The following is a 25,355-nucleotide window of genomic DNA, read 5'->3' as shown; positions in this document are numbered from 1 at the left end:
ACAACCATAAGCAAGTAATAGGCAATCGTATAATGACGAAACTCATTAAATCTTTGCACAATAAAAACGCCGAGCCATCCTCCCCATGAGCCATCACCCATCGTCCCATCACCCCGCTGCCGTCCCGACCTCACGGGCCAGCCGCATTGCGCTGCTCAGCACCGGTATTGCCGGGTTTGACGAGATCCTGGGCGGTGGCCTGCCGGCGGGCAGTCTCTACCTGATCCAGGGGCTGGCCGGTAGCGGCAAGACCACGCTGGCCTCGCAGGTCGGTTTTGCGCAGGCACGCGGTGGCAAGAAGGTGATGTTGTTGACGCTCATTGCCGAATCGCACGCCAAGATGCTCAATCATGTGAGCAATTTCGATTTTTTCGACGAAAGCCTGGTCGGCGACCAGATGCAGATGTTGAGCGGCTACGGCGCGCTGGCCAGTGAGGGTTTGCGCGGCCTGCTGCGCCTGATCAGCGCCGAACTGAACCGCCATCGTCCCTCCATGCTGATCATCGACGGCTTCCGTTCGGTGCGGGAGTCGGGACCGTCGGATCTGAACCTGTCGGAATTCATGCACTCCCTGAATGCCCTGGTGTTCACCATGAATTGCACTACGCTGCTGCTCTCGCCGGTGGAAGGCAACATGCCCGAGTCGGAAAACACTCTGGTTGATGGTGTGATCGAACTGAGCCAGTACGAGTCCGGCATGCAGCTGGTGCGCGAGATCAAGGTCTTCAAGCTGCGCGGCGCCAATCACCTGCTGGGCAAGCACGTCTTCGAGATCAACCAGAGCGGGGTCGAGATCTTCCCCCGCTTCGAAGCCACCGCCACCCGCGCGGGCAGGGTGCCGGGCACCTCGGACCGCTATGTCAGCGTGGGCATTGCGTCGTGGGACAAGTGCATCGGCGGGGGCGTGGTCAGCGGTTCGCTCACCTGTCTGCTGGGCAGCCCCGGCGTGGGCAAGACCCTCATGGGCCTGCATTTCATCGAGCAGGGTTTGAAGGATGAACAGCAATGCCTGATCCTGGGTTTCTACGAATCGCCCGAGCGCCTGCTGGCCAAAGCCCGCAAGGCCGGGATGCAGCTGGATGAACATATCGACAGCGGGGCTCTGCAGATGATGTGGCAGCTGCCGCTGGAAATGCTGTGCGACGATCTGGCCAAGCGCATGCTGGACAACATCGCCCAGCGTGGCGTGACACGCCTGTTGATTGATGGCGTGGATGGCCTGCGCAGCATCGTGGTGCAGCAGCAGCGCATGCGCCCCTTCCTGGTGGCCTTGACCAATGAACTGCGTGCGCGCGGCGTGACCACTTTCATCACCGAGCAGTTGCCGTACTTCCGCGAATCGCGGCCCCAGGTCGATCCCAGTTCCTCGCAACTGTACGAAAACATGATGCTGCTGGAATACGTGGTCAAGGATAACGTCAACCGCCGCCAGATTTCCGTGATGAAGCTGCGCGAAAACGGCTACGACGGCGCCAGCCGCCTGATGAACATCTCCGACGCCGGCATCGAGATCGATGGCCTGGTCACCCCTGTTGCCGCGCCGGTTGCGGATGGACGTTGACCATGTCCGGTGTGTCACCTCCCCAGCCGGCGGTCCAACCGCTGCTCCTGATCGTCGACGATGAGATCGACATCACCGACACCTATGCCATGCTGCTGGAGCTGCACGGCTATCGCGTGATGACGGCCGTGCACGGCGCCGATGCGCTGGTCAAGGTGCAGCAGGCCTGGCCCGATCTGGTCATCTCCGACTGCATGATGCCGGTGATGAACGGACTGGAGCTCTGTAGCGCCCTGCGTGCCTTGCCACAAGGTGCCGGCCTGCCCATCATCCTGTGCAGCGGAGCACCCGAACGTCACGATCTGTCGCAATCCAGTCACAATCTGTTCCTGCGCAAGCCGGTCTTCTTCGAGCAACTGCTGGCCGAAATCGAGCGCCTGCTCGGCACGCACGCCTGATCCCCCCACCCCCGATTGCCCTGGCGCCCATGGCAGAGCTTGGCCAGGGGCGGTCTTGCGCGTCTTTCCCTAACGCTCGTGCCGGGCACGCAGCGCCTGTCCCCGGATTGCGGTGACGCCATGTTGTCCGAGTTTCAGGAATTTCCTGATATCGCGTTTCATCGCCAACCATCACCATAAATCACGACAAGTAACCGTGACATGACGTGCGGGATAGAGGGCGGGAGGACAAGGTGGCAACGATCAGCAAGGCACCGACCGTATTGGTCGTGGAAGATCACGCGGAGTCGCGCGAGATGTTGTGCGGAATATTGCAGCAGGGTGGGCTGCAGGTGGTGGCGGCAGCCGATGGCGTGGAGGCCATCGCGCTCATGCCTGAGCATGTGCCGGATCTGATTCTGACCGACCTGCGCATGCCGCGTATGGATGGCATGGAGCTGGCGCGCTACACCAGCTCGCATGAACGTTTTTCCCGGATTCCGGTGGTGCTGATCAGTGCCCACCTGCCGGCGGCCAGTGCGCGACTGCCCACCATTGCCGCTTTTTTACTCAAACCATGCTCGGTAGACCACCTGCTCGGGACGGTCACGGACCTCCTGCGCCAACGGGCGCAAAGCCAGGCCAGGCGGAGTTTTCAGGTGTAAGGGATCTGCGAGTTTTTATGATTTTATTTGCAGATATTTTCTGTATAACGTTGTGATTATGGAAAGCATTTCCGCGCTCGCAGAAGGTCCCGGTTCCCGTCCGGGAGGGGCGCATGGGGATGCTCCGGCAGTCATAAAAACAGGTTTCGTCCGGAACAAAAGAGTGATGAAAGTACTTATCGTAGAAAGCGATCTCGACTGGCGTAACACGTTGAGCGCACATATGGGGGAATTGGGATACGAGGTCTCGGTCTGCTCGGCACTGGGGCAGGCCAGGGACACGCTCAGGAGCCGTCAGCCCGACATCCTCATTTCCGACATCGGCTTGCCGGATGGCAGTCTCCTGCCGGAACTGGCCTCGCTGCGGCAGAATTTCCCGTCCATGGGCATCATCATCCTCACCGCCGCCACGCGCAGCCAGGAGCGGGTGCGCTGCATGAGCGACGGCGCCGATTACTACTTGGTCAAGCCGGTCAAGCTGGAGGAAGTCTCGGCCACGCTCACGGCCCTGGCGCGGCGCATGAAGACCGCGCCGCACCAGAGTTCGCCGCAGTCCGAAAAGTGGGCCTTCAACCGTCGCTCCGGACGCCTCTCCAGCAATGGCGCGGTGGCGCTGCAATTCACCGACAAGGAAAGCATCGCCCTGGCTGCGCTGCTGCAAAGTCCCAACTATCCGGTCTCGCACGCGCAATTGTTCGACCTGCTGCGTTCCGGGGGCGAGGAATATGATGCCCATCGCATCGATGCGCTGATCTACCGCGTGCGTCAGAAATTGCGCTCGTTGCAGGAGGCACCCATGCAGATCCGCAATATCTACGGCGAAGGCTTCCTGATGCTGCGCCGTTGCTCGACCGTCGATATTGTCCTGGAGTCCTGAACCGCAAGAGGCTCGCGCCATTTTGTCATTGGCTTCACCTGTTACTGAAGCCCGCCTGGCAGCAGAGGCTGTCGGGCGGGCTTTCTGACTTGTTCTCGTCACTAAACTTCACATCGACCTGAAACCGGCAGGGATGCTGCCAGGTCCGCCAACGACGGCAAGAAATGCTGCATTGCGGAAGCTTCGCCGCTTTTGGGGTATCATTGGGCAAGTTTCGACGCCAAATCGTATTTCTTCGCTTTACGTTTTCCGCTGAATCTGTCCTTCGCAGACATGCCCAGCACTGTCCCGGCATGCCCTCTGCGCTTACCCGACCGAACAAGTTGAAGCAGGCCATCCGGCTGGCTGCGGCATTGCCATGGGTTCGCTGATCCTGTGGCGATGCTGGCGGCGCTCCGGATTGCCGCTTTGCTGCTAGTGAACCATCATGACCACTTCTGCCCGATCTGCTGAATTGACCGGGGCTCTGAACGAGTCCCGGCATCGTCCGCTCACTTCCTCCGACTACCGCACCCTGGGCCTGTCCGCCCTGGGGGGCACGCTGGAGTTCTACGACTTCGTCATCTACGTGTTCTTCGCGGCGGTGGTCGGCAAGCTGTTCTTCCCGGCCGACATGCCGGAATGGCTGCGCATGCTGCAGACCTTCGGCATCTTCGCCGCCGGTTATCTGGCGCGCCCGGTGGGCGGCATCATCATTGCCCACTATGGCGACGTGATCGGCCGCAAGCGCATGTTCACGCTCTCGATCTTCCTGATGGCGGTGCCCACGCTGGTGATCGGTCTCTTGCCGACCTATGCCAGCATCGGTGTGGCCGCGCCCATCCTGCTGCTGTTGATGCGTACCCTGCAGGGTGCCGCCATCGGCGGTGAAATGCCGGGTGCCTGGGTCTTCGTGGCCGAGCACGTGCCGGCCAACCGTTACAGCTTCGGTGTCGGATCGCTCACTGCCGGCATCACCGGTGGCATCTTGCTGGGGTCGCTCATGGGCATCTTCATCAACAGCGTCTATGGCCCGGCTGAAGTGGCGGCGTATGCCTGGCGCATTCCCTTCATTCTCGGGGGCGTGTTCGGCTTGGTGTCGGTGTATCTGCGTCGCTATCTGGAAGAGACCCCGGTGTTCCGCGAGCTGGCTGCACGTCGCCAGCAGTCCAATGAACTGCCCTTGAAGACCGTGCTGCGCGAACACCGCGCCGCCAGCTTGCTGACGGCCGGCATGACCTGGTGCCTGTCGGGCGCGGTGGTGGTGGTGATCCTGATGACGCCGTCCTATCTGCAGACCGTGCATCACCTGCCGGCCAAGCTGGTGATGCAGGCCAACTGCGCCGGCACGCTGATGCTGACCTTGGGTTGCCTGGCCATCGGCTGGCTGTGTGACCGCATCGGCACGCGCGTCAGCATGATCATCGGCTGGGGTGGCCTGGGACTGTCGACCTGGTGGTTCTATGGCCAGTTGCCGGGTTCGCCCGCGTCGCTCATCGCGGGCTATGCGCTGGTGGGCCTGTTCGTGGGCAGCATTTCGCTCACCCCCATTGTTTCCACCCGTGCCTTCCCGCCGGCGGTGCGCTTTACCGGACTGTCCTTCGCCTACAACATGGCTTATGCCGTCTTCGGCGGGCTCACGCCGGTGCTGATCTCGCTGTGGATCAAGGCTGACCCGCGAGGTCCGGCGCTGTATGTGATCGGCCTGTCCATCCTCGGGGTGCTGCTGGCCTTCGTACCGATGAGCAGCAAGGGCTACCGGGCCTGATCGCAGGCGCGAACGTAAAAATGACCAGGCCCGGTAGCGCAAGCTGCCGGGCCTTTGTTTTCTTGATGATGCCGTGGACGTGCAACGCGGCCAGCGCGCCTTCTGGGGGCAACCCTCCGGGAGAGGCCGCCAAGCGTCGCCTGCCATTGTTGCAGCTCCTTGCCGTGGCACCACCACGGCGCGTCGCCGCGCCTAGGCAGTCAACGCTTGGCGACCTCTCGCACTCGCAGATTGAATGTGAACAGGCCCTAGTTGACCAGTTCCCGCTTCAGTTCGGAAATCAGGGCGGGATGCAGCGCGCCGGCACAGAGGAAGGCCGGCCATTGTCCCTTGACCAGATCCATCTCGCGTTCATCGCGGCACAGCAAGATGACCGGTACGTCGGCCAGCTGCTTCTGTGCCTTCAGGTAATGTGCCAGACGCAGACCGCTCATGCCTTCCATGGCCAGCTGCGCCAGTACCACGTCGGGGCGGTCCAGCGCGATGTGTTCGATGGCATCGTTGCCGCTGCTGGCGATCTGGATGTCGATGTCGTTGATGGCCAGCCATTCGGTCAGCACGCGGCTGACTTCGGGCTGGCTGGTGGCGATCAGGGCGGTCTTGTGCATGAGTGGGCGCTCCATCAGTCATGAAGTCATGGGACAAGCTCATCATGCACTGCGGGCAACATGGCCGCCATCGGGGTTTTCCTGAGCGCCGGCTCAGCTCATGCTGCTCATGGCTTCGCAGCTTTCCGCGCAACGCTGGCAGACGGTCGCGCATTCCTGCATGTCGTCATTGGCATTGCAGCGGGCCTGGCAATGGCGGCAGACCTCGGCACAGATGCCGCAGATCTGTCGGCAATATTGCGATCCCGCCAGTTGCCAGTTGGCCGAGAGCTGGCACAGTTCGGCGCATTCCAGCAACAGGCGTACGTCGTCGGCGGCCAGCTCCTGCGCCGCCGCCGGGCTGATGCCGAAGGCGGCCTTGCGACAGACTTCGTGGCAGTGCTGGCAGGCCTGCAGGCAGGTCGTCATCGAGGACGATGAACTTGTCTGCTGGCTGGACTGATGGACATTACGGGTCTCGGAAACGGTTTGGGTGCTCATGATGGACTCCTTGTATGGATTGAGGGGAGCGATGTCTGCAGACATGCTCAGGTGTTGACGATTTCCCCGCCGTTAGGGTGCAGCACCTGCCCGGTCATGTAGGAGGCGCCTTCGGTGGCGAGAAAGACATAGGCCGGTGCCACTTCGTCTGGCTGGCCGGGACGGCCCAAGGGTACGTTCTTGCCGAAGCTGGCGACCTCTTCTTCACTGAAACTGGCCGGGATCAGCGGGGTCCAGATCGGGCCCGGCGCGACGGCATTGACGTGAATACCGGCCGGGGCCAACTGCTGCGACAGCGAGCGGGTGAAGGCCACGATGGCACCCTTGGTGGCGGCATAGTCGACCAGGTGCTTGCTGCCACGATACGCAGTCACCGAGGCGGTGTTGATGATGCGTGCACCGCGCGTGAGAAAGGGCATGGCTTCCCTGACCAGGTAAAACATCGAGAAGATGTTGGTGCGGAAAGTGTGCTCCAGCTGTTGCTGCGAGATCTGCTCGATGCTCGTGGCCGGGTACTGCTGGGCCGCATTGTTGACCAGCACATCCAGGCGGCCGTAGGCATCCATCACCGCACCTACGGTGTTGCGGCAGAACTCGGGCGAGCTTACGTCGCCCGGCAGCAGCAGGCAGGGGATATCGAGCGCCTGCACCTCTTTCTGGGTCTGGCGGGCGTCTTCCTCCTCCTCCAGGTAGACGATGGCCAGGCGCGCGCCTTCGCGGGCATAAGCCAAGGCTACTGCGCGCCCGATACCGCTGTCGCCACCGGTAATGAGCGCCACCTTGCCAGCCAGGCGCCGTCCGGGTTCTCCGGTTGGTGCGCTGTGCGGACGTGGCTGCATCTCTTGCTCACTGCCGGGTTGATGGGATTGGTGTTGGGCCGGAAGGGTTCCGGTGCTGGCTTGGTTCATGCTGTCCTCCATGTCGTGATGTCCCATGGTAGGAATCCGGGGCGCGGAGGTCTGTAGTCCCGCGCCGTGATCGGGGCGCAGTCCCTCACTGACGGTGATGACGGAGAGGCTGAAGATGAGATCCGTGCCCATCCACCGCCACTGCCGTGCCTGTGAAGCAGAGACAATTCAGCCGGCACCATGCAGGCTTGTCTGGAGCGGGAATTCGGATGGGCAAGCAGTCGGGGAGGGATGCGACGTATGGGTTCTTGGTGGTCTGGCAAGACGCATCGTGTCGCACAGTTGGTTAATTGTCGCCTGACAGCGTCACATTGTTGTCACAGGAATGAAATATGATCCGCGGTCTATCCAAAAATCACGACGCGGGCGAGCACGGTGGAAAGTCATTTCAGTCTGACTCCGGCGACAGGGAGCAAGTTGTTCCAACCGACAGCGGGAGCGCTGGCGGTACAGGTGCCGGTCGTCCAGTTCGATGAGAACAACGCTGCCGTCCTGGAGATCTTCGGCCAGCACAAGGAGCTGGTCAGTCTTCCTGTGGTGGAACGGCAGCGGCCCATCGGTCTCATCAGCCGTCACATCTTCATGTCCCAGATGTCCAAGCCGTATCACCGCGAGCTGTACGAGCGCAAGAGCTGCATCGCCTTCATGGACAAGAACCCGCTCATCGTCGAGGCCGCTACCCCCATCGAAACGCTGGGCGCGCTGGCCGTGGCCTCGGGCGACAAGACCCTGGCTGATGGCTTCCTGATCGTCGAGCAGGGCCAGCTGGCCGGCCTGGGCGCGGGCCTGGCCCTGATGCGTGAACTGGTGAGCATGCAGGAAGAAAAGAACCGCCAGGTCATGCAGAGCATCGATTACGCCAGCGTGATCCAGCGCGCCATGTTGAGCGCCTCGCGCGCCGCCATGACCGAGGCGCTGGCCGATGCCTGCCTGGTGTGGGAGCCGCGTGACGTGGTCGGCGGCGACTTCTATCATTTCGAAGCGCATCCCGGCGGCTGGTTTGCCGCCGTCGCCGACTGCACCGGTCATGGGGTGCCGGGTGCCTTCCTGACCCTGATCGCCTCATCCTCGCTGAAGCAGGCACTGGAACTGCATGGCCCGCACGACCCGGCGCGCCTCCTGCGCGAGGTCAACCGCAGCATGAAGCGTGTGCTCGGGCAGCACGGCCAGTCCGACAAGCCCTCCGAATCGGACGATGGCATGGACGCCTGTTTCTTCTGGTTCGACAGTGCCACCCGCACCCTCATCAGCAGCAGTGCCAAGATGCCGCTGTTCCTGCTGGTGGCCGATGGCACCGAAGTGCTGACCATCGAAGGCAAGCGTGTCGGTCTCGGCTATGTCGACACCCCCGACGACATGCAGTGGGATAACCACAGCCAGCAGCTGGCACCGGGGACCATGATCTTCGTCTGTACCGATGGGGTGATCGACCAGATCGGCGGTCCCAGGAACATCGCCTTCGGCAAGCAGCGCCTGCGCCGCACCCTGCTCGAACACGGCCACCTGCCGATGCCGGCGCTGGGGCGCGTGGTCATGGACATTCACGGTCATTACCAGGGGACGCAGCGGCGACGCGATGACATCTGCTTCTTCGGTGTGCGCCTGGCGGCGGCGCTTCAGGATTCTCTTCAAGACTCTCAACACGGAACACACGCATGAACGGTATCCAACAGGAGTGGGCGGAGTTCCACAGCTATGTCGCCCGGCGCGACATCGTCTTCTACTACGTCGGCTATTTTTCCCAGACCATCATCGCCGCCATGGCCGAGGCCGTGAAGCTGCGCGCCGAGCATACCGGGGCGCTGGCGCAGACGCGGCGCAAACTGTTCTCTTCCTTCATCGAGATGGCGCAGAACATCGTCCACTACTCGGCAGATCTGCACGAGAAGGAAGGAAAAGTCACAGAGCCGCCCATGCGCCATGGCGCGGTCTACATCACCCAGACCGATGGTCGCTACTTCCTGCATTGCGCCAATCCCGTCGATGCCGAGATGGCCGACAAGCTGCGGGCGAAACTGGAACACCTGCGTTCGCTGACCAATGACGAAATCAAGGCTGCCTACAAGGAAATGCTGCGCACCGAGACACCGCCCGACAGCAAGGGTGCCGGTCTGGGTTTCCTGACGGTGGCGCGCGATGCCAGTGCACCGCTGGACTTCGAGTTCTCCCAGCCGGCCGCCGATGGCGCGCAGACCTTCTATCTCCGGGCCACCATCTGAGGGCCCGCCGCCTCTGACACACGACACCATGGACAACTTATTCATCGCCGCCAGCGCCAGCTCCCCCGAGGTGGATTTCCGCTTCGACCAGCGCACGCTTTCGCTGAAGGGCGAATCCTACCCCGAGAATGCCGCCCAGTTCTGGGGCGAGATCATCACCACGCTGCGCCGCTTCCTGGCCGACGATGAACACGGCGGCACCATCACCGTCAACGTGGCGCTGGCCTACTTCAACAGCTCCAGCACCAAGATGTTGTTCTCGCTCTTCGACGCCTTGAACGAGAAGGCCGAGAGCGGAACCGAAGTCGTTCTGAACTGGTACCACGACGAGGAAGACGACACCATCTTCGAATTCGGCCAGGAGTTGCAGGAAGATTTCGCCGCGCTGGTCTTCCACGATCATGCGGTGCAGAGCTGATGGACCGCGACGATCTTTTTGCGGCCGAAGCCGAGGCCCTGCACCGTGCTACGGCAGTACTGGCCGATCCCGCCAGCGCCCCGGCCAGCCATCGCGCGGCGCTGGAGGAACTGGTGCAGCACTATGGCCAGCTGATGCGCCAGAGCCGTCGCCTGATCTCGCGCAGCGACCGCACCGAGCGCGAGCTGAACCTGCTCAATGCGCGACTGCAGCAGTTGAGCGATGAACTGGACTACAAGGCGCGGCACGACAATCTGACCGGCGCCCTCAATCGTGGCGCTGTCTTCGAGCGCGCACACCAGATCCTGGAACAATCGTCGATGTCGCTGATCGTGCTGGACATCGATTTCTTCAAACGCATCAATGATGAATTCGGCCATCCGACCGGCGATGCCGTGATCCGCGAACTGGTTGGTCGTCTGCGCACCACGCTGGCAGGAAACGGTGTCATCGGCCGCGTGGGTGGCGAGGAATTCACCATCCTGCTGGCCGGGGTGGCGCTGGAACAGGCAGTGACCCTGGCCGGCAGGATCCGCCAGGCGATTGCCGGTGAACGTTTCCAGTGCCTGTCGGCGCGGCCGGTCACCTCCAGCTTCGGAGTGGCCTGGGCCACCGCCGGCAGCGATTTCGAAGAAGCCTATGCCCGTGCCGACCAGGCCTTGTATCAGGCCAAGCGCGGTGGGCGCAATCGGGTGGAGTCCGAGGATAGGGTGACCGGCTGAAGTCCCGCGCCCCTCATCGTGCAGGGGCTCGATGAGGCGAGCGACCGCCCGCAGGCGCCCTCAGTAGCGCGTCATGGCCGCCACCAGCGCAGCCAGCGAGTCGGCATTCATCTTGCGCATGACCTGCTGGCGATGGGCCTTGACGGTGCGTTCCGAGGTGCCCAGTTCGGCGGCGATCTGCTTGTTCAGCCTTCCCTTGACCAGACGTTCCAGCACCTCGCGTTCGCGTCGCGTGAGGGTCTTCAGGCGCGCATAGTGTTCCTGCCGCTGCTGCATCTGCGGACCGGATTCATCGAAGGGCATGAGCGCACCCCGGAAAGCTTCCACCAGCTGCTGCCGCACCATGGGCTGTGCGCCCTGTTCACTGGCCGCGCCGGGGAGGGGGCGCGGGCCGGCATCGTGGTGCCCGCTGTACATCTCCTCCGGTGCATTGGCGGCGGTATGGCCGGTGATGACGATCAGGGGCCGGCCCAGTTCACGTTCATCCAGCAGAGAACGCAGGCGCCGCGCGTCGAGATTCTGCATGTGGACTTCCAGCACCAGCCCGCCAGGGGCGCTGCCGGTCGTGTGCTGCAGGAACTGGGCCGCCGAGGAATGGTGGGCGACGTGGAATCCGGCGGCCTCCAGCAGGCGGACCAGCGGGCCACCCAGAGAGTCTTCACCACCGACGATGTGAGCGAGATGTGCAGTTGTCATGTTTTTCTTCCTTGACCGATACGGACGCATCGAACGGGTCTAATGGGCTTCACCGCTCCCTCGTCAGGCAGACTGCTTTCCTGGGGACAAGGACATGCGGGAAGAAAAACGCAGTTTTACCGGGATGTCGAAAATAGTCGACGCTGGCTGAAATTCAGGCCAGTGAGTTCAAATTTATTCGAATATTTCCTAGTTATTTTTCGAGATGCAGCTGCGGTGCAGCGTGCAGCGGCCTGTTCGCAGACGTGTGGGGAGGTGTTCCTGCCGTGGCTGGCTTCAACTTGCGGGGACGGGTGCCGTGTCGGTCCGGCTCACTGTCTGCCCGTATACCTGTGCTCGTCCGTGTGCCTTGGCCTGATACAGGTTCTGGTCGGCCAGGGCGATCAGCGAGGCGGGGCTGCTGCTGTGGCCTGGCGCATCCACCGAGGCCACCCCGATGCTCAAGCTGACGTATTGACCGACCTCCGACCTGGCATGGGGCAGATGCAGCCGGGCCACGGCGTCGCAGACGTCGCGTGCCAGCTTCATGGCCTGATCGAGACCGGCCATGGGCAGGATGCAGGCGAACTCCTCGCCGCCATAGCGTGCCACGCAATCGTAGCTGCGGTGGAAGTTGCTGCGGATGGCGTGCGCCACTTCGGCCAGGCATTGGTCGCCGGCCTGGTGGCCGTAGTGGTCGTTGTATTTCTTGAAGTAATCGATGTCGATCATCAAGAGTGACATGGCTTGGCCGGAGCGCTTGCACAGCTCCCATTTCTCGGCCAGCTCGCTGTCGAACTTGCGACGGTTGAACAGGCCCGTGAGCGAATCGGTGACGGCAATGTTGCGATAGAAATCCGATTGCAGCTTCAGCGTCAGGTGCGTCAGTACGCGTGCCTTGAGCACGGTGCCGTTGATGGGCTTGCTGATGAAGTCCACGCCGCCGGCATCGAAGCCCTTGACCTCATCTTCCTCGCTTTTCAGGCCGGTCAGGAAGATCACGGGGATGCCCAGCGTGACGGTGTTCTGCTTGAGCCGTTCGCAGGTCTCATAGCCGTTCAGTCCTGGCATGTTCACGTCCATCAGGATCAGGTCCGGTACGACCTTCTCGCTCAGCTCGATGGCCTGCACACCGCTGGTAGCCATGAAGATCTCGTAATCGCCTTTGAGCAGGGCATTGGCCAGGCGGATGTTGATGGGCTGGTCGTCGCACAGCAGTACGCGCGGGCGGCTGCCGCGCAGGGATGAGAGTTCTTCCAGGATGCGTTTCAAGTGGATTCTCCGAAGTGATGATCGAGATGGGCCAGGGCCGCCGGGAAATCGAGTTTCTCGATCAGTTCCCACAACTGCTGGTAGTAGGGTTGTCGCATCAGCCCATGGCGCTTGCCGATGGCTTCGGCCAGATCCAGCGCTTCAAGGTTGCTCGACGCCAACAAGGCGTGCAGCTGCTGCCTGTCAGGAAAATCGGTCGCCTTTGTCGAGGCCGGCAGCTCTTCTGCATCGGCCAGCGACAGCCCCGCCGGCGATGGATCGCGCACCCCTTGCAGTGCCTGTACGGCCAGTTGCTGCAGGACTACGCCGGCATCGCGCCGCACTGCGCCCTGTTGTTCATGCCAGCCCGCTGCACGGGCAGTGAAAAGGGCATCGGGCGACTCTTCCCGTGCAGCGCGACATGCGTTCTCGATGTCGGCGAAATACGCGGCCAGGCCGCTGGCGCCGATGGTGGCGCACAGACCCTTGAGGGCATGACTGCTCTGGCCGATGTCTACTGCCGAGACCTGCGTCAGCGCCGCCTCATATTGCGTGAACAGCCGCTCCAGCTCCGCTCCGGCAGCATCCAGCGTGGTACGGTAGACGTCGCTGGCCTGACGGAAGCGCCGCATCACGTCGGCGTGCTGCTCGACCTGCTGGCGGTCGGCGGGCAGGGAGACGGCGCTGGTCTCGGTCGGTGCGCGTTCTTGCGGGGCGGCGGGGCGATCGTGCTGCAGGTGCGACAGCAGGGTAGGGACCAGTGTACTGACGTCGATGGGTTTGGCAATGTGGCCGGCCATGCCGGCATCGATGCAGCGGCGGCGATCTTCCGGCGAGGCATTGGCGGTCATGGCCAGAATGGGGATATGGCGCAGGTCCTGCTGGCGACGGATGCGCCGGGTGGCTTCGATGCCGTCGATACCGGGCATCTGCAGATCCATCAGAATCAGGTCGAAATGGCGCTCGGGATCGCTGGCCAGGGCTACGCCGGTGCTGCCGTTGTCGGCGCTGGTGATGTGCGCGCCGCATAGCGACAGCAGACCGCTGGCGACCTGACGGTTGACGGCATTGTCTTCCACCAGCAGGATGTGCACGCCTTCCAGTTCGCGTGCGCCCTCGCGCACGGCTGGGGAATCGGCATGCGGGCTGGCCTGGTCTGCGCGCGCCTGCGATAGCGGCGTGGCATCTTCGATCTGCATCGGCAGGTCGAACCAGAAGCGGCTGCCGCGTCCCGGTTCGCTGCTCACCTGCAACTGTCCGCCCATGAGCTGCACCAGATGGCGGCTGATGGCCAGACCCAGGCCGGTGCCCCCATAGCGGCGGGTGGTGGAGGCCTCGGCCTGGGTGAAGGCATCGAAGATGTCCTGCAGGCGTTCCGGGGCGATGCCGATGCCGGTGTCGCACACTTCTACCCGCAACATCAGCTGCTGCGCGTTGCTGCCCGGCAGGCGCGTCAGCTGTACGTCGACTCGTCCCAGATGGGTGAACTTGAGCGCATTGCTGATCAGGTTGACCAGCACCTGCTGCAGGCGGTAGACATCGCCCACCACGCGTTGCGGCAGCTCGCCGTCCAGTGCGATGTGCAGACTCACGCCTTCCTGGGGCGGGCTGCCCGCCAGGATCGCGGCGAGATCGTGATGCAGTTTTTCCAGCGAGAAGGCCTGCAGTTCCAGCAGGACCTGGCGGGCATCCATCTTGGAAAAATCCAGCAGGTCATTGAGCAGATTGAGCAGCGACCGTGCCGAGATTTCGGCCTTGTTCAGGTAGTCGCGCTGGGCCGGTTGCGGCTGTGTCCGTTGCAGCAGCTGGATCATGCCCAGCACGCCGTTCATGGGGGTGCGGATTTCATGACTGACGCTGGCCAGGAACAGGCTCTTGGCCGAACTGGCCTGCTCGGCCTTCAGACGCGCCTCGACCAGGTTGTTTTCGAACTCGATGCGCTGGGTGATGTCCAGGTTGATGCCGATCACCCGTACCGGCGCGCCCATGCCGTTGCGGTCCACGTGCGCCCGAGCCTGCACGAAGCGGATGCTGCCGTCCTCGCGCTGCACCCGAAACACCGGTTCGAATTCTCCGGTACCGGCCAGCGCCGCCTGCAGGGCTGCTTCCACATAGCCGACATCGTCGGGATGCACGCGACGGCGCCAGCCGTCATAGGTGGTGACGTGGCCGCTGCGACCATCGCCGATACCGTAGATCTCGGCGATCTGGCGGTTGAATTCCAGCGTATCACTGTGGCGGTCCCACACCCACACGCCCAGTTTGGCCACTTCCGCAGCCAGCATCAACTGGTCGCGCGCGGCCGCCAGTTCGGCTTCCTGCTGGCGTTGCAGGCTCATGTCCATGGCGATGTAGAGATCGCCGATATGGCGCTGGCGGTGGTCCAGCATGGAAGTCTGCTGACGCGTGACGGGCAGAGTCACGCCATCCTTGCGACGATAGCGCAAGTCGCTCACGGCCTTCTCTTGCGCCGTTGCCCGGGCGCCGATGGCCGGACTGTTGAGACGGCCCGAGAAGGCTTCTTCCTTCATCTGCCCGATCACTTCTTCGGCCGGATAGCCCAGCATACGTTCAGCGCCGCGATTGAAGAGAGTGATCACGCCATCCGGTGCGGTGGCGATGATGGCCACACCGGTGGCCGAGCTGAGCACGTTGTTGAGCAGGGCATTGGCCTGCTGCACCTGGTCCAGCAGGGACTGGTTCTGGGCCAGTGCATCGCTGAGCTGGTTGCGGTTGTGGGTGATCTCGGTGACATCATGGGCCACGACGTAGAAGCCGATTACTTCTCCGGCTTCGGTGATGTCGGGGATGTAGGTGGTCAGGACGTGCTTGTAGCCGTTGACGGCATGGGTGAAGGTGCGCTCGAAGATCTGCTTTTCGCCGGCCAGTACGGCATCGATGTAGGGCAGGGCACTTTCGTAGAGCTCCGTTCCTACCAGGTCCAGCATGTACATGCCGGTGATTTCACCATGTGCCCGTCCGAACACCCGCTCGTAGGAGGCGTTGGCGAAGCGGTTGATGAGATGCTTGTCCCAGTAGCCGACCAGCGAGGGCATCACGTTGAGCACGGTCTGCAGCATGGTCTTGGCCTGGTGCAGCGCATGGGTACGCTGCTGCACAGTCAGTTCCAGTTCTTCGTTGATGCGGTGCAGCTGGCGTTCGATGCGTTTCTCGCGCGTGATGTCGCGCAGCATGAAGGCCTTGCCGATCTGTTGCCCGGCACGGTCGCGCAGCGGGAACATCAGCGCCGAGGCATAGCGTAACGCCTCCCCGTGCAAGCTGACCACGTGAGGCTCCTCCTGCTGACCGGGGGCGGGACTGAAACCTGTCCCCGGCTGCCGGGTGTTGCTGCGCTGGTCCAGTTCGCGCAGCGTTGCCTGCGCGGACAGGGCCGTGCCCAGTGCCCGATCCTCCGAAAGGCCCAGGGTATCGGTGGCACCCCGGTTCCAGGAGGTGATCAGTCCATGGGCATCGGTAGTGACGATGGCGTCGGGCGAACTGTCCACCACGGCGGCCAGCAGTGCGCGCGCTTCCTGCAATTTGCCTTCGCGGGTGGAAAAGACCTGGTAGGCCAGCGCGATGGCCAGGATCAGCATGGTCAGCGTGCAGCAGGAGAGCAACATGGCGCGGTCGCTGATGAACTGGTGCGCCTGGGTGTATTCAGGGGCGGCGCGGATCACCAGTTTCCAGGCGCGGCCATAGAGCGGCAGGGCGGTATCGAGGGTGACGGCGCCATCGATCTGGTCGAATCCGCCGCTGCGGAACAGTTCGACCGCAGGTGCGTCGCTGGCCACGTCCTCCACCAGGATCTGCAGCGAATGGACGTTCCAGCGCCGGCTCAGTTCGGACAGGATGTCGTGTACCGACAGCGGTGCGTAGGCCCAGCCGATGATTTTTTCCCGACGCTGCTCCATGGTCGGCGGAGTGACCGAGCCGGCATAGATGGGCAGCAGGAAAAGATAGGCATTGGCGGCAGTGCCTTGCTTCTGTACCAGGCTGATCGGCGTGGTCAGTTCGGCGCGGCCGGTCAGCATGGCGTGGTCGGCGGCCGAGCGGCGTTCGGGCGAGGAGGCGATGTCCAGACCCAGGGCTTGCCGATTGGGAACGATGGGCTCGATGTATTCGATGACGTAGCGTTCACCGGGATTGTGAGTGAGCTCGGTGATGCTGGAAAACAGCATCTGCTCCTGGCGTACCTTCTTCTCATAAGCCGGCAGCGCGGCCAGCGGCACATGACGGATGAAGCCGAAGCCGCCCGCCCAGGGGAACTCCTGGGCCAGATCGCGGCTGTCCATGTAGCGCAACAGTTTCTCGCGGCTCAGTTCATCCGCGCCGATGGCCAGGATGGCGCCACGGGTACCGCGCAGGCCGTGTTCGTAGCGGCGCAACAGGGATTCGATGTCGTCGCGGATCCAGCGGCTGTCCAGTGCCAGGCTGGCCTGTACTTCCTTCTGGTTGAGTTGCGACAGGCCGGCCACGCCCGCCAGCAACAGGCTGAAGGCGACGAGCAGGAACAGGCAGGTATTTCTCGTGATTCTGGTCATGATCAATATTGTTATGGTGGGCCAGCCTCGCGTCCCCCAACGCGAACGGGCGCCCAGCGCCCTGTCCTGCCGATTGCATCAGTCCCGGGTCGGGCTGGCAATCAGGAAATTCCCGGGTCAGCCGGCGCAGGACGGGCTGACCCCAACACGGATTCGTCTCAGTGCAACAGGATGCGCGCCTTCAGCGGCATCTCGTCGATCTGCTCGAAGCGCCGCAGACGCGCCAGGATGGCTTCGTCCAGTACGTGCTCCTTGTTGAGCAGCAGGACGCCGGAGCGGGTGCGCAGGTCCTCGGCCAGCTTCATGCCCACGCGCAGGTCTTGCGGCGCCAGCAGGCGGGTCTGCTGTTCCAGGGCCAGGCGTTGTTCTTCCATCATGGCGATGAAGGTCTCGACCACCAGCGGGTCGTAGCGATGGCCGGCGTGGGCGCGCAGCATGGTCAGGGCCTTCTCCGGGCTGACGTTGTGGCTGGTGATGCCGCCATTGCACAGACCCTCGAAGTCGCGCACCACCGCCAGGATGCGCGAGCCCAGCGGGATGGCGTCGCCCGAGAGGCTTTCCGGTACGCCACGGCCATCGTAGCGTTCGTGCTGATGGCGGATGATCTCGCCGCTCTCGGCCAGGGTCGGGATGGGGGTGAGCAGCATCTGGCCCTTGACCGGATGCCAGAGGAAACGCTGCAACTCGTCGCTGCTCATCTTTTCGATGGGCTTTCTTACCAGCTCATCGGAGAGGTCCAGCTTGCCGATGCCGTGCAGCATGCCGGCCATCATGGTGTGCCTGGCATGCAGGCTGGTCATGCCCATGCGCATGGCCAGCTGTTCGCACCAGCGGGCGATGCGCGCCGACTGACCATTGGCCAGTCCGGCGCGCAGTTCGCTGATGTCGGAGAAGACGTGCAGCATGCTGAGGAAGGCTTTCTGTTCTTCCTCCTGGGCACTCTCCAGGAACAGCACGGTCTGGCGCAGTTCCTCGGTGCGGGCCTGGACCTGGCGTTCCAGCTGGCGGGTGAAATCGGCCAGTTGCAGATTCTGTTCGCGCACCTTGCGTTCCAGTGCCATTTTCTGCTTGCGCAGTTGCTGTTCTTCCAGCGCATGGGCGACCGTCATGAGCAGTTCGCGGTCTTCCCAGGGCTTGGAGAGGTAGTGGTGGATGCCGCCATCATTGATGGCCGAAATGGTGCTGCCGATCTCGGAATAACCGGTCAGCAGGATGCGCATGGTGGCCGGCCACTGTTGCTTGACCTGGGCCAGGAACTGGGCACCATTCATGCCCGGCATGCGCATGTCGGAGATCACCAGATCAACTTCGGCGCTGGCCAGGATGTCCAGCCCGGCCTCGGCACTGGTGGCCGTCAACAGGCGATAGCCCAGAGGCCGGAAGCTGCGTTTGAGGGCCGACAGGATGCTCTGTTCATCGTCCACCAGCAGTACACAGGGTGGTGGCAGGGCGAACGGATCGGCTTGTTGCAGGGTCTGGAGTTCCTGGCTGTGGATGGCGGTCATGATGCTTCTCCTGGTTCGCCCGTGGCCTTGCTGGCCGGCTGGGCGCTGGCGGGATCGATGGGCAATTCGATCCGGAAGGTGGTGCCTTGGCCCGGTTCACTGCTGACATGAATATCGCCGCCGTGCTTCTTGATGATGCCGTAGGACAGCGACAATCCAAGCCCGGTCCCGCTGCCGACCGGCTTGGTGGTGAAGAAAGGTTCGAAGATGCGGTTGATGTGTTCGGGCGCGATGCCGTGGCCGGTATCGCTGATGCTGACGACGGCGCGCTCGCCCCGGCGTTCGGTGCGGATGGTCACGCTGCCACGTTCGGTGATGGCCTGAGCTGCATTGACCAGCAGGTTCATGAAGACCTGGTTCAGTTCCGAGGCCAGGCACTTGACCATGGGCAGTTCGCCGTATTGCTTGATGATGGTGACCTTGTACTTCAGTTCGTTGTTGGCGATGTTGAGGGTGCTGTCCAGCCCGTGATGCAGGTCGGCCATCTGCCAGTTGCTTTCGCCGGTGCGCGAGAAATCCTTGAGTGACTGCACGATGTTCTTGACCCGCTGCAGGCCCTCGTTGGATTCGGCCAGCAGTTCGGTGACGTCTTCGCTGAGGAATTGCAGGTCGGCGCGTGCCTCGTAGGCCTGCAGTTCGGATTGCGCCACGCTGGTGGGCAGCGTGCCGCCGGCGACGCACTGGTAGAGTTTGATGCCCTCCAGCAGCGTGGCTACGTAGTTGCCCAGGGTATTGAGATTGGCGTTGACGAAGCCGATCGGGTTGTTGATCTCGTGCGCCACACCGGCCGCAAGCTGGCCGATGGAGGCCAGCTTCTCCGACTGCATCAGCTGGGCCTGGGCCATCCTGAGCTGCTCGATCAGGGCACGCTGTTCTTCGGCCTGGCGTTGCAGGGTGTCTTCGAGCTGCTTGCGGCCGGTGATGTCGGTCATCAGTCCGATCACTTCCAGGGGAGTGCCTTCGGCATCCCGGATCAGACGCAGCGTATCGTGCATCCACAGGTAGCTGCCATCGCTGGCGCGGAAACGGTATTCATAGATCTTCTGGTCTTCCACGAAGAGCATGGCCAGGCTGGAGAAGATCGCGGCGGTGTCATCGGGGTGGATGTGGTTGAACCAGAAGTTGGGATCGTCCAGCATTTCCTCCGGATCGTAGCCCAGCAGGCGGGTGGCGTTTTCGCTGACGAAGGTGAGCTGGAAGTCGCCCGAGGGTACGCTGCTGTAGATGATGGCCGGGGTGTTGCCGATGATGTGGCGATACCGTGCATTGGCCTTGACCAGGGCGCGGGTGTCGGGCGCGTCATCGGTATGGGTACGCGGGCTGGCGCACTCTTCGGCCATCAATGCTTCGCTGTGTCCCATGTTCGCCTCCTCAGCGATGGCTCCCCGGTCAAGGGCGGGAGCCGCGCCCCGCTGGTCAGGCCGCGCGCAGCAGCGCCACGCGCTTGGCCTCTGGTGAGCGCATCGGGATAGACTGGGCCGGTATGCCTTCCAGGTTGAATACGCTGATGGCCTGGATCATTTGCCGGGTCGATTCTTCCAGGCTGCCGGCTGCGGCGGCGGCCTCTTCCACCAGCGCCGCATTGCGCTGGGTCACTTCATCCATCAGCACTACGGCTTCGTTGACCTGGTGGATGCCGGTCTGCTGTTCCCCCGAGGCTGCGGTGATCTCGGCCACGGCGGTGGCCGCTTGCGTGACCGAGCGCATGATGCCGCCCATGGTGTCGCGGATCTCGCCGGCCAGTTTCACGCCCGAGCCGACCCGCTGCGAAGATGCCTCGATGAGCAGCTTGATCTCCTTGGTGGCCTGGGTCGAACGTTGTGCAAGGTTGCGTACCTCGCCGGCCACCACTGCGAAACCGCGTCCCTGCTCACCGGCGCGGGCGGCTTCCACGGCGGCGTTCAAGGCCAGGATGTTGGTCTGGAAGGCGATGCCGTCGATCAGTCCGGTGATCTGCTTGATCTGCTCGGCGCTCTTGTGGATCGCATCCATGGTGTCATTGATGTGGTTGATGGAAGCTTCGCCACTGCGCGTGGTGGCCAGCGCTTGCTCCACCAGGTGGTTGGCCTGGCGCGCGTTCTCGCTGTTCTGGGTCACGGTGGAGGCCAGCTCTTCCATGCTGGCGGCGGTTTCTTCCAGGCTGCTGGCCTGGGATTCAGTACGGGCCGACAAGTCCATGTTGCCGCGTGCGATCTCCCCGGTGGCCTGGGCAATGTGCAGGCCGCTGCGGCGCACGTCACCGACCGAGGCCACCAGGTTGACGCGCATCTGTTCCATGGCTTGCAGCAGCGCGCCCATTTCATCGCGGCGCGCCTGGAGATCGGTGGCCGACAGATCGCCGCCAGCCACCCGGCGCGCTTGCACCACCGCCCGACGCAAGGGAGTGAAGATACGTTTGGCCAGCGTCATGCGCAGCAAGGCCAGGCTGGTCAGGGCAATGCCGGTGGTCACCAGTGTCGGGAGGCTGCTGGCGTGGCTGCTGCACTGGCCGTTCAGGAAAGCCAGCGCGCCTACACCCGCGGCGGCCGTGGCCAGGCCGAGGTCCAGCCGGGCCTTCAGTGAAACCTGCGACACCTGGCGCAGCTTGCCGCGCAGACCGGTGGGTACGACTTCGCCGCGATGGACCGCGATGCGGGTGCTTTCCTTCTTCAGCTCCTGGTAGGCCTGGTCGGCGGCGGCGATCTCGGTGCGGCTGGGCTTGGTGCGCACCGACATGTAGCCGGTGCACACGCCGCGTTCCCAGATCGGCGTGACATTGGCCTTGACCCAGTAGAAGTCACCGTTCTTGCAGCGGTTCTTGACCAGCCCGGTCCAGGGCAGGCCCGCCTTGAGGGTGCTCCACAGGTCGGCAAAGGCCAGCTCCGGCATGTCCGGATGGCGCACGATGTTCTGCGGGGCGCCAATCAGCTCTTCTTCCGTAAAGCCGCTGATGTCGATGAAGGTCGGGTTGACATAGGTGATGCGGCCCTTGATATCGGTCTTGGAGACGATGGAGGCGTGGGCGTCGATCTCGCGCTCTTGTTGAGTGACGGGTAGGTTGAGGCGCATGATCGGTCCCTGAAAAATTGATTGATGGAATCATTAAAGCATAAATTCATTGAAATCACTAAAAAATCGATTCTCTACGGGAATATATAATGAATTTGTTGCGAGCCTCCAACTAAGTTGTCATTGCGAAAAGTCTTGCGGGGATGCTGAATGTTTTTTATAAGTCATTGATTTATATGAATTAAATTCAATTTTGGCGACGCTGCGAATGGACCGCTCCCAGCCGTTGCAAAAACGCTTCACCATTTTATAAAATGATTAAATTGATTTAATTGTTTGTTCGAGGTCTAATGATGAGCATGGACATGGAATAGTCGATTCGGACGGGCCGTCGCCAAGGCGCGGCGCAAGGGGGGCAGACGTGAGCAACAAGAACAAGGTGGTGCTGCTGACCATCATCGCCACCGTCGTGGCCGCGACGATGCCGGTGATCGGCATGCTGTGGCTGTCGCGCCAGGCGGTGATCCAGTCCGAGCATGAGCGCCTGACGCGCTACGCCGAGACCGTCGTGGAGCGCGCCGAAGCCACCTTCCAGAACGCCCAGCGCTCCCTGAAATCGCTCTCGCCGCTGCTGCTCTTTCCCTGTTCGGATGAACACATTGCCCAGATGCGGCTCATTGCCGTCCATTCCGGCACCATCGAGGAAATGGGTTATTACGAATACGGCCAGCTCAAGTGCACTTCCTGGGACCGGCGTGGTCAGGCGCTGCGGCGGGCCCAGCCTGAGCCGCAGTTCACGACCCGTGACGGCATCGGTGTGGCGCTGGAACAGCCGTCCTTTGTCACCGACGGCCCCAGCATGATGGCCATCCAGTACGGAGCCCATGTGGCCCTGGTGCAGCGTGAACGCTTCGTCGATGTGGTCCTGGAAGATGGCGTGCATGTGGTGCTGGCGCGCAATGGCTTCGGGCTGGTGGCGCAGTACGGCGTGCCGTTGTCGGCGGGCATGGCAGGGCGGGCGCTGGGTGGTCTGGGTACCCAGGATTTCGACGGGTTCTTTGTCTCCACCGTCAGTCGCGATGGCTGGACCGCTGCGGCCATCATCGATGGACAGCAGGTACTGGAGGCCATGACGGGAGAGCAGCAGTGGTTCCTGCCCGCTGGCGTGCTGCTGGGGCTGGTCCTGGTGCTGCTGGTGCTGCGCGTGTCGCAGGCGCGCCTGTCGCCGCTGGCGGAACTGCAACTGGCCGTGCGCAAGCGTGAATTCATCGTTTTCTACCAGCCCATCATCGAGCTGGCCACCGGGCGCTGCGTTGGCGCCGAAGCACTGATTCGCTGGCGTCGCCCGGACGGCAGCATGGTGCGGCCCGACTTGTTCGTGCCGCTGGCCGAGGAGAGCGGTCTGATCCTGCCCATGACCGACCAGGTCATCGCGGCCGTGCTGGCCGAGCTGGGCGATACCCTGCGCGCCGACCGCGCCCTGCACGTGGCCGTCAATGTCGCCGCCCAGGATATCAAGACCGGTCGCATCATCGATGTGGTCAGCCAGATGCTGGCCGGTACCGATATCCGTACCGAACAGTTGTGGATGGAAGCCACCGAACGCGGCTGCATGGATATCGCCTCGGCCCGGGTGACGCTGGCGCGGGCGCGTGAGTTGGGGCATTCGATGGCGCTCGATGATTTCGGCACCGGCTATTCGAACCTGCAGTATTTGCAGGGCCTGCCCATGGATGCGCTCAAGATCGACAAGTCCTTCGTCAGCACCATCGGCACCGGTGCGGCCACCAGTGCGGTGATCGATCACATCATCGCCATGGCCAAGAGCCTGCATCTCTACATCGTCGCCGAGGGCGTGGAAACCTTGGAACAGGCCGCCTACCTGAGCGAGCACGGGGTCGACTTCGCCCAGGGCTGGCTGTTTGCCCAACCCTTGCCGGCGGCCGATTTCATTGATTTCTACCGGGCCACGCTGGCCGATTACGGCAGCGGGCCTGAGCTCATCCGCGGGCCCCAGGCTGCCACCTCCACCGCACTGAACGCCTGAGTCGCACGCCGTCGCCGGCGCAATGCTGGCTCAGTGCCGCTCCGCTGCGCCGCCCTGCATGCGCAAGGCCAGTGCCAGCGCCTGGTCCATGCCCGCCATGTGCCGTACCAGCATGGCCGGGATCATGCCCATGACAATATCGGCCAGCGGCGCGTTGCCGTCCTCCAGATAGGGCCGCAGACGGTGCAGCAGCGCCAGCAGCTCGGCGTGGTCGCGGCGATGGGCGCGGATCTCGCTGTAGCCGATGGCGTCCATCATCTTTTCTTCTTCCCGGAATCCCTGTTCGATCTGCGCCACCAGTGCGCCATAGGCTGCGGCGAATTGCGTGGGCGGTACCACCGCCAGGGCGGCCACGCTCTCCAGCACTTCGCGATGTTCGGCATCCATCTCGGCCAGCAGGGCCGGGATGCGTTGCGCCAGCGGCGGGTTGTCGCCGCTCGGGGCGAGGGATACGACACGATCGGCAGAGGGAACCATGACCAGCCTCCTGAGGCAGGGCGCGACCGCACGCGGGTCGCAACGCAGACATCCACGGCAGCGGCAGACGCACGACCTGCCACAGGGATGTTCATGTCCGATTCTAGAAGTCTGGTCTCGAAATAATTTGAGATAGCTCAAGCCGATCAGGATTGGTCGGTAGTTCGGGGTGGCTCGGCGCGCACGGCCACGCGCGCCCGCGATCTCCATGAAAAAGCCCCACGGCACCGTCAGGGGTGGCGTGGGGCGGGTCTTGCCGGCCGACCGGGCGTCGGCCGTGCGCTTGTAAAAAGCGCCGTTCCTGGCTCTGCAGTAGGTGCCGTCAGGGGGGCAGCACCTTGCGCAGCATTGCTGCCAGTTCAGGCGGGGAAAACTTGGCGACGTAACCATTGGCGCCCACCGAACGCACATGGTCTTCGTTGGCGGCACCGGTCAGTGAAGAATGGATCACCACCGGCAGTTGCTTGTAGAGGTCCGAAGCCTTGATCTTGCGGGTCAGGGTGAAGCCATCCATCTCCGGCATCTCGAGGTCGGTCAGCACCATGGCGACCTTGTCGGTGAGCGGCTTGCCTTCCTGTTCGGCTTGGCGGGCCAGCTCCTGGAGTTTCTTCCAGGCTTGCACGCCGTCGGTGGTCATCACGTAGGGCAGCTTGAGATCGGTCAGGCACTGCTCGATGAGGGCGCGTGCCATGCGTGAATCGTCAGCGGCCAGCACGACCGAGCCCGGCTTGATCTTCAGTTCATTGCTGCCGGCCGGGACCGGCTCGATCTGTTCCTTGACCGGCGAGATCATGTTGAGGATCTGCTCCACGTCCAGTACCTGCACCAGGCGACCGCCATCCTGGGCCGAGTCGAGGCGGGCGATGCTGGTGACCACGCTGCCGGAAGCATGGGAGTCAGCCGGCAGGACCTGGCTCCAGTCCAGGCGCACGATTTCCTCTACCGATTCCACCGCGAAGGCCTGGGTATGCCGGGCGAACTCGGTGATGAGCAGGATGTTGAAGCCATGGCCCGGCTTGCATCCGGCCACCGCCGGCAGGTCCACCACCGACATCACCTGGCCGCGGATGTTGACCATGCCCAGCATCGGGGAGCGCATGCCGGCCGCAGCGGTGATGTCCATCATGGGCACGATCTCGCGGATCTTGAAGACATTGATGCCATACAGCTCGCCCGGCTTGTCGGTGCTGCCGTCCGGGGTGCCGAGGCGGAACAGCAGCAGTTCGAACTTGTTGCTGGAGGTCAGGTTGGTACGTTCGTCGATTTCTTTTTGGAAGGCGTCCATA

21 protein-coding genes are annotated in these 25,355 nt (G+C 63.0%); 10 read left to right on the top strand and 11 right to left on the bottom strand.

What is annotated here, in order from left to right; all coding sequences use genetic code 11:
• The first annotated feature begins 85 nt into the window (after positions 1–85).
• The 5 genes from GWL_RS15055 (at position 86) to GWL_RS15035 (ending at position 5,227) form a co-directional block, all read left to right on the top strand.
• On the top strand, positions 86–1,561 hold the full coding sequence (locus tag GWL_RS15055; protein ID WP_008331687.1) for an ATPase domain-containing protein: 1,476 nt from the start codon (positions 86–88) through the stop codon (positions 1,559–1,561).
• A gap of 2 nt (positions 1,562–1,563) precedes the next feature.
• Complete coding sequence (locus GWL_RS15050) at positions 1,564–1,959, top strand: response regulator (RefSeq protein ID WP_008331686.1); 396 nt, start codon at positions 1,564–1,566, stop codon at positions 1,957–1,959.
• 233 nt (positions 1,960–2,192) lie between these two features.
• A complete protein-coding gene (locus tag GWL_RS15045; RefSeq protein WP_008331685.1) occupies positions 2,193–2,603 on the top strand; it encodes a response regulator in 411 nt (136 codons plus the stop codon).
• A 166-nt stretch (positions 2,604–2,769) separates the two neighbouring features.
• Positions 2,770–3,480, top strand: coding sequence for a response regulator transcription factor (locus GWL_RS15040; RefSeq protein ID WP_034350931.1), 711 nt, complete (start codon positions 2,770–2,772; stop codon positions 3,478–3,480).
• A 427-nt stretch (positions 3,481–3,907) separates the two neighbouring features.
• On the top strand, positions 3,908–5,227 hold the full coding sequence (locus GWL_RS15035) for an MFS transporter (RefSeq protein ID WP_034350929.1): 1,320 nt from the start codon (positions 3,908–3,910) through the stop codon (positions 5,225–5,227).
• A gap of 248 nt (positions 5,228–5,475) precedes the next feature.
• On the opposite strand, the gene GWL_RS15030 is transcribed toward GWL_RS15035, so the two are convergent.
• From GWL_RS15030 to GWL_RS15020, 3 genes are all read right to left on the bottom strand, one after another.
• Complete coding sequence (locus GWL_RS15030; protein WP_008331678.1) at positions 5,476–5,835, bottom strand: PleD family two-component system response regulator; 360 nt, start codon at positions 5,833–5,835, stop codon at positions 5,476–5,478.
• A gap of 93 nt (positions 5,836–5,928) precedes the next feature.
• Positions 5,929–6,315 carry a hypothetical protein gene (locus GWL_RS15025; protein WP_008331671.1) on the bottom strand — a complete coding sequence of 129 codons (387 nt, stop codon included), beginning with the start codon at positions 6,313–6,315 and terminating at the stop codon, positions 5,929–5,931.
• Positions 6,316–6,362: 47 nt separating this feature from the next.
• Positions 6,363–7,223 carry an SDR family oxidoreductase gene (locus GWL_RS15020; protein WP_034351224.1) on the bottom strand — a complete coding sequence of 287 codons (861 nt, stop codon included), beginning with the start codon at positions 7,221–7,223 and terminating at the stop codon, positions 6,363–6,365.
• A 375-nt stretch (positions 7,224–7,598) separates the two neighbouring features.
• Between GWL_RS15020 and GWL_RS15015 the strand changes: the two genes are divergently transcribed.
• The 4 genes from GWL_RS15015 to GWL_RS15000 are packed head-to-tail and all read left to right on the top strand — an operon-like array spanning position 7,599 to position 10,582.
• The gene (locus GWL_RS15015) at positions 7,599–8,882 is read left to right on the top strand and encodes a PP2C family protein-serine/threonine phosphatase (protein WP_034350927.1); all 1,284 of its coding nucleotides are present in this window, start codon (positions 7,599–7,601) and stop codon (positions 8,880–8,882) included.
• The gene (locus GWL_RS15010) at positions 8,879–9,442 is read left to right on the top strand and encodes a SiaB family protein kinase (RefSeq protein ID WP_008331662.1); all 564 of its coding nucleotides are present in this window, start codon (positions 8,879–8,881) and stop codon (positions 9,440–9,442) included. The genes GWL_RS15015 and GWL_RS15010 overlap by 4 nt, the downstream gene beginning before the upstream one ends.
• 28 nt (positions 9,443–9,470) lie before the next feature.
• On the top strand, positions 9,471–9,860 hold the full coding sequence (locus tag GWL_RS15005) for a DUF1987 domain-containing protein (protein WP_008331657.1): 390 nt from the start codon (positions 9,471–9,473) through the stop codon (positions 9,858–9,860).
• Positions 9,860–10,582, top strand: coding sequence for a GGDEF domain-containing protein (locus GWL_RS15000; protein WP_008331654.1), 723 nt, complete (start codon positions 9,860–9,862; stop codon positions 10,580–10,582). Before GWL_RS15005 ends, GWL_RS15000 begins: the two co-directional genes overlap by 1 nt.
• Before the next feature lie 60 nt (positions 10,583–10,642).
• On the opposite strand, the gene GWL_RS14995 is transcribed toward GWL_RS15000, so the two are convergent.
• The 6 genes from GWL_RS14995 to GWL_RS14970 all read right to left on the bottom strand — a co-directional run bounded on the left by GWL_RS14995 (position 10,643) and on the right by GWL_RS14970 (position 21,605).
• Positions 10,643–11,278 (bottom strand): response regulator transcription factor, encoded by a 636-nt coding sequence (locus tag GWL_RS14995; RefSeq protein ID WP_008331653.1) that lies wholly within the window; start codon positions 11,276–11,278, stop codon positions 10,643–10,645.
• Between the two features lie 276 nt (positions 11,279–11,554).
• On the bottom strand, positions 11,555–12,529 hold the full coding sequence (locus GWL_RS14990) for a diguanylate cyclase (RefSeq protein ID WP_008331651.1): 975 nt from the start codon (positions 12,527–12,529) through the stop codon (positions 11,555–11,557).
• On the bottom strand, positions 12,526–17,052 hold the full coding sequence (locus GWL_RS14985; protein ID WP_008331649.1) for a CHASE domain-containing protein: 4,527 nt from the start codon (positions 17,050–17,052) through the stop codon (positions 12,526–12,528). Before GWL_RS14985 ends, GWL_RS14990 begins: the two co-directional genes overlap by 4 nt.
• Positions 17,053–17,210: 158 nt before the next feature.
• A complete protein-coding gene (locus GWL_RS14980) occupies positions 17,211–18,557 on the bottom strand; it encodes an HD domain-containing phosphohydrolase (RefSeq protein ID WP_008331647.1) in 1,347 nt (448 codons plus the stop codon).
• Positions 18,554–19,918 (bottom strand): ATP-binding protein, encoded by a 1,365-nt coding sequence (locus GWL_RS14975; protein ID WP_008331644.1) that lies wholly within the window; start codon positions 19,916–19,918, stop codon positions 18,554–18,556. The genes GWL_RS14980 and GWL_RS14975 overlap by 4 nt, the downstream gene beginning before the upstream one ends.
• A 55-nt stretch (positions 19,919–19,973) precedes the next feature.
• Positions 19,974–21,605, bottom strand: a complete 1,632-nt coding sequence (locus GWL_RS14970) for a PAS domain-containing methyl-accepting chemotaxis protein (protein WP_008331642.1) — start codon at positions 21,603–21,605, stop codon at positions 19,974–19,976.
• A gap of 361 nt (positions 21,606–21,966) precedes the next feature.
• On the opposite strand from GWL_RS14970, the gene GWL_RS14965 reads away from it, so the two are divergent.
• Positions 21,967–23,592 (top strand): EAL domain-containing protein, encoded by a 1,626-nt coding sequence (locus GWL_RS14965; RefSeq protein WP_008331641.1) that lies wholly within the window; start codon positions 21,967–21,969, stop codon positions 23,590–23,592.
• Between the two features lie 30 nt (positions 23,593–23,622).
• Here GWL_RS14965 and GWL_RS14960 read toward each other — a convergent pair whose 3' ends face one another.
• On the bottom strand, positions 23,623–24,069 hold the full coding sequence (locus GWL_RS14960) for a bacteriohemerythrin (RefSeq protein WP_008331640.1): 447 nt from the start codon (positions 24,067–24,069) through the stop codon (positions 23,623–23,625).
• A 322-nt stretch (positions 24,070–24,391) separates the two neighbouring features.
• The gene (locus tag GWL_RS14955) at positions 24,392–25,354 is read right to left on the bottom strand and encodes a chemotaxis protein (RefSeq protein WP_008331639.1); all 963 of its coding nucleotides are present in this window, start codon (positions 25,352–25,354) and stop codon (positions 24,392–24,394) included.
• Position 25,355: the final 1 nt, after the last annotated feature.

Source organism: Herbaspirillum sp. GW103, from assembly GCF_000261365.1.
Lineage (GTDB): Bacteria > Pseudomonadota > Gammaproteobacteria > Burkholderiales > Burkholderiaceae_D > Herbaspirillum.
The sequence above is the reverse complement of the archived record's forward strand: the minus strand, read 5'-3'. Positions and strand labels throughout refer to the sequence as shown.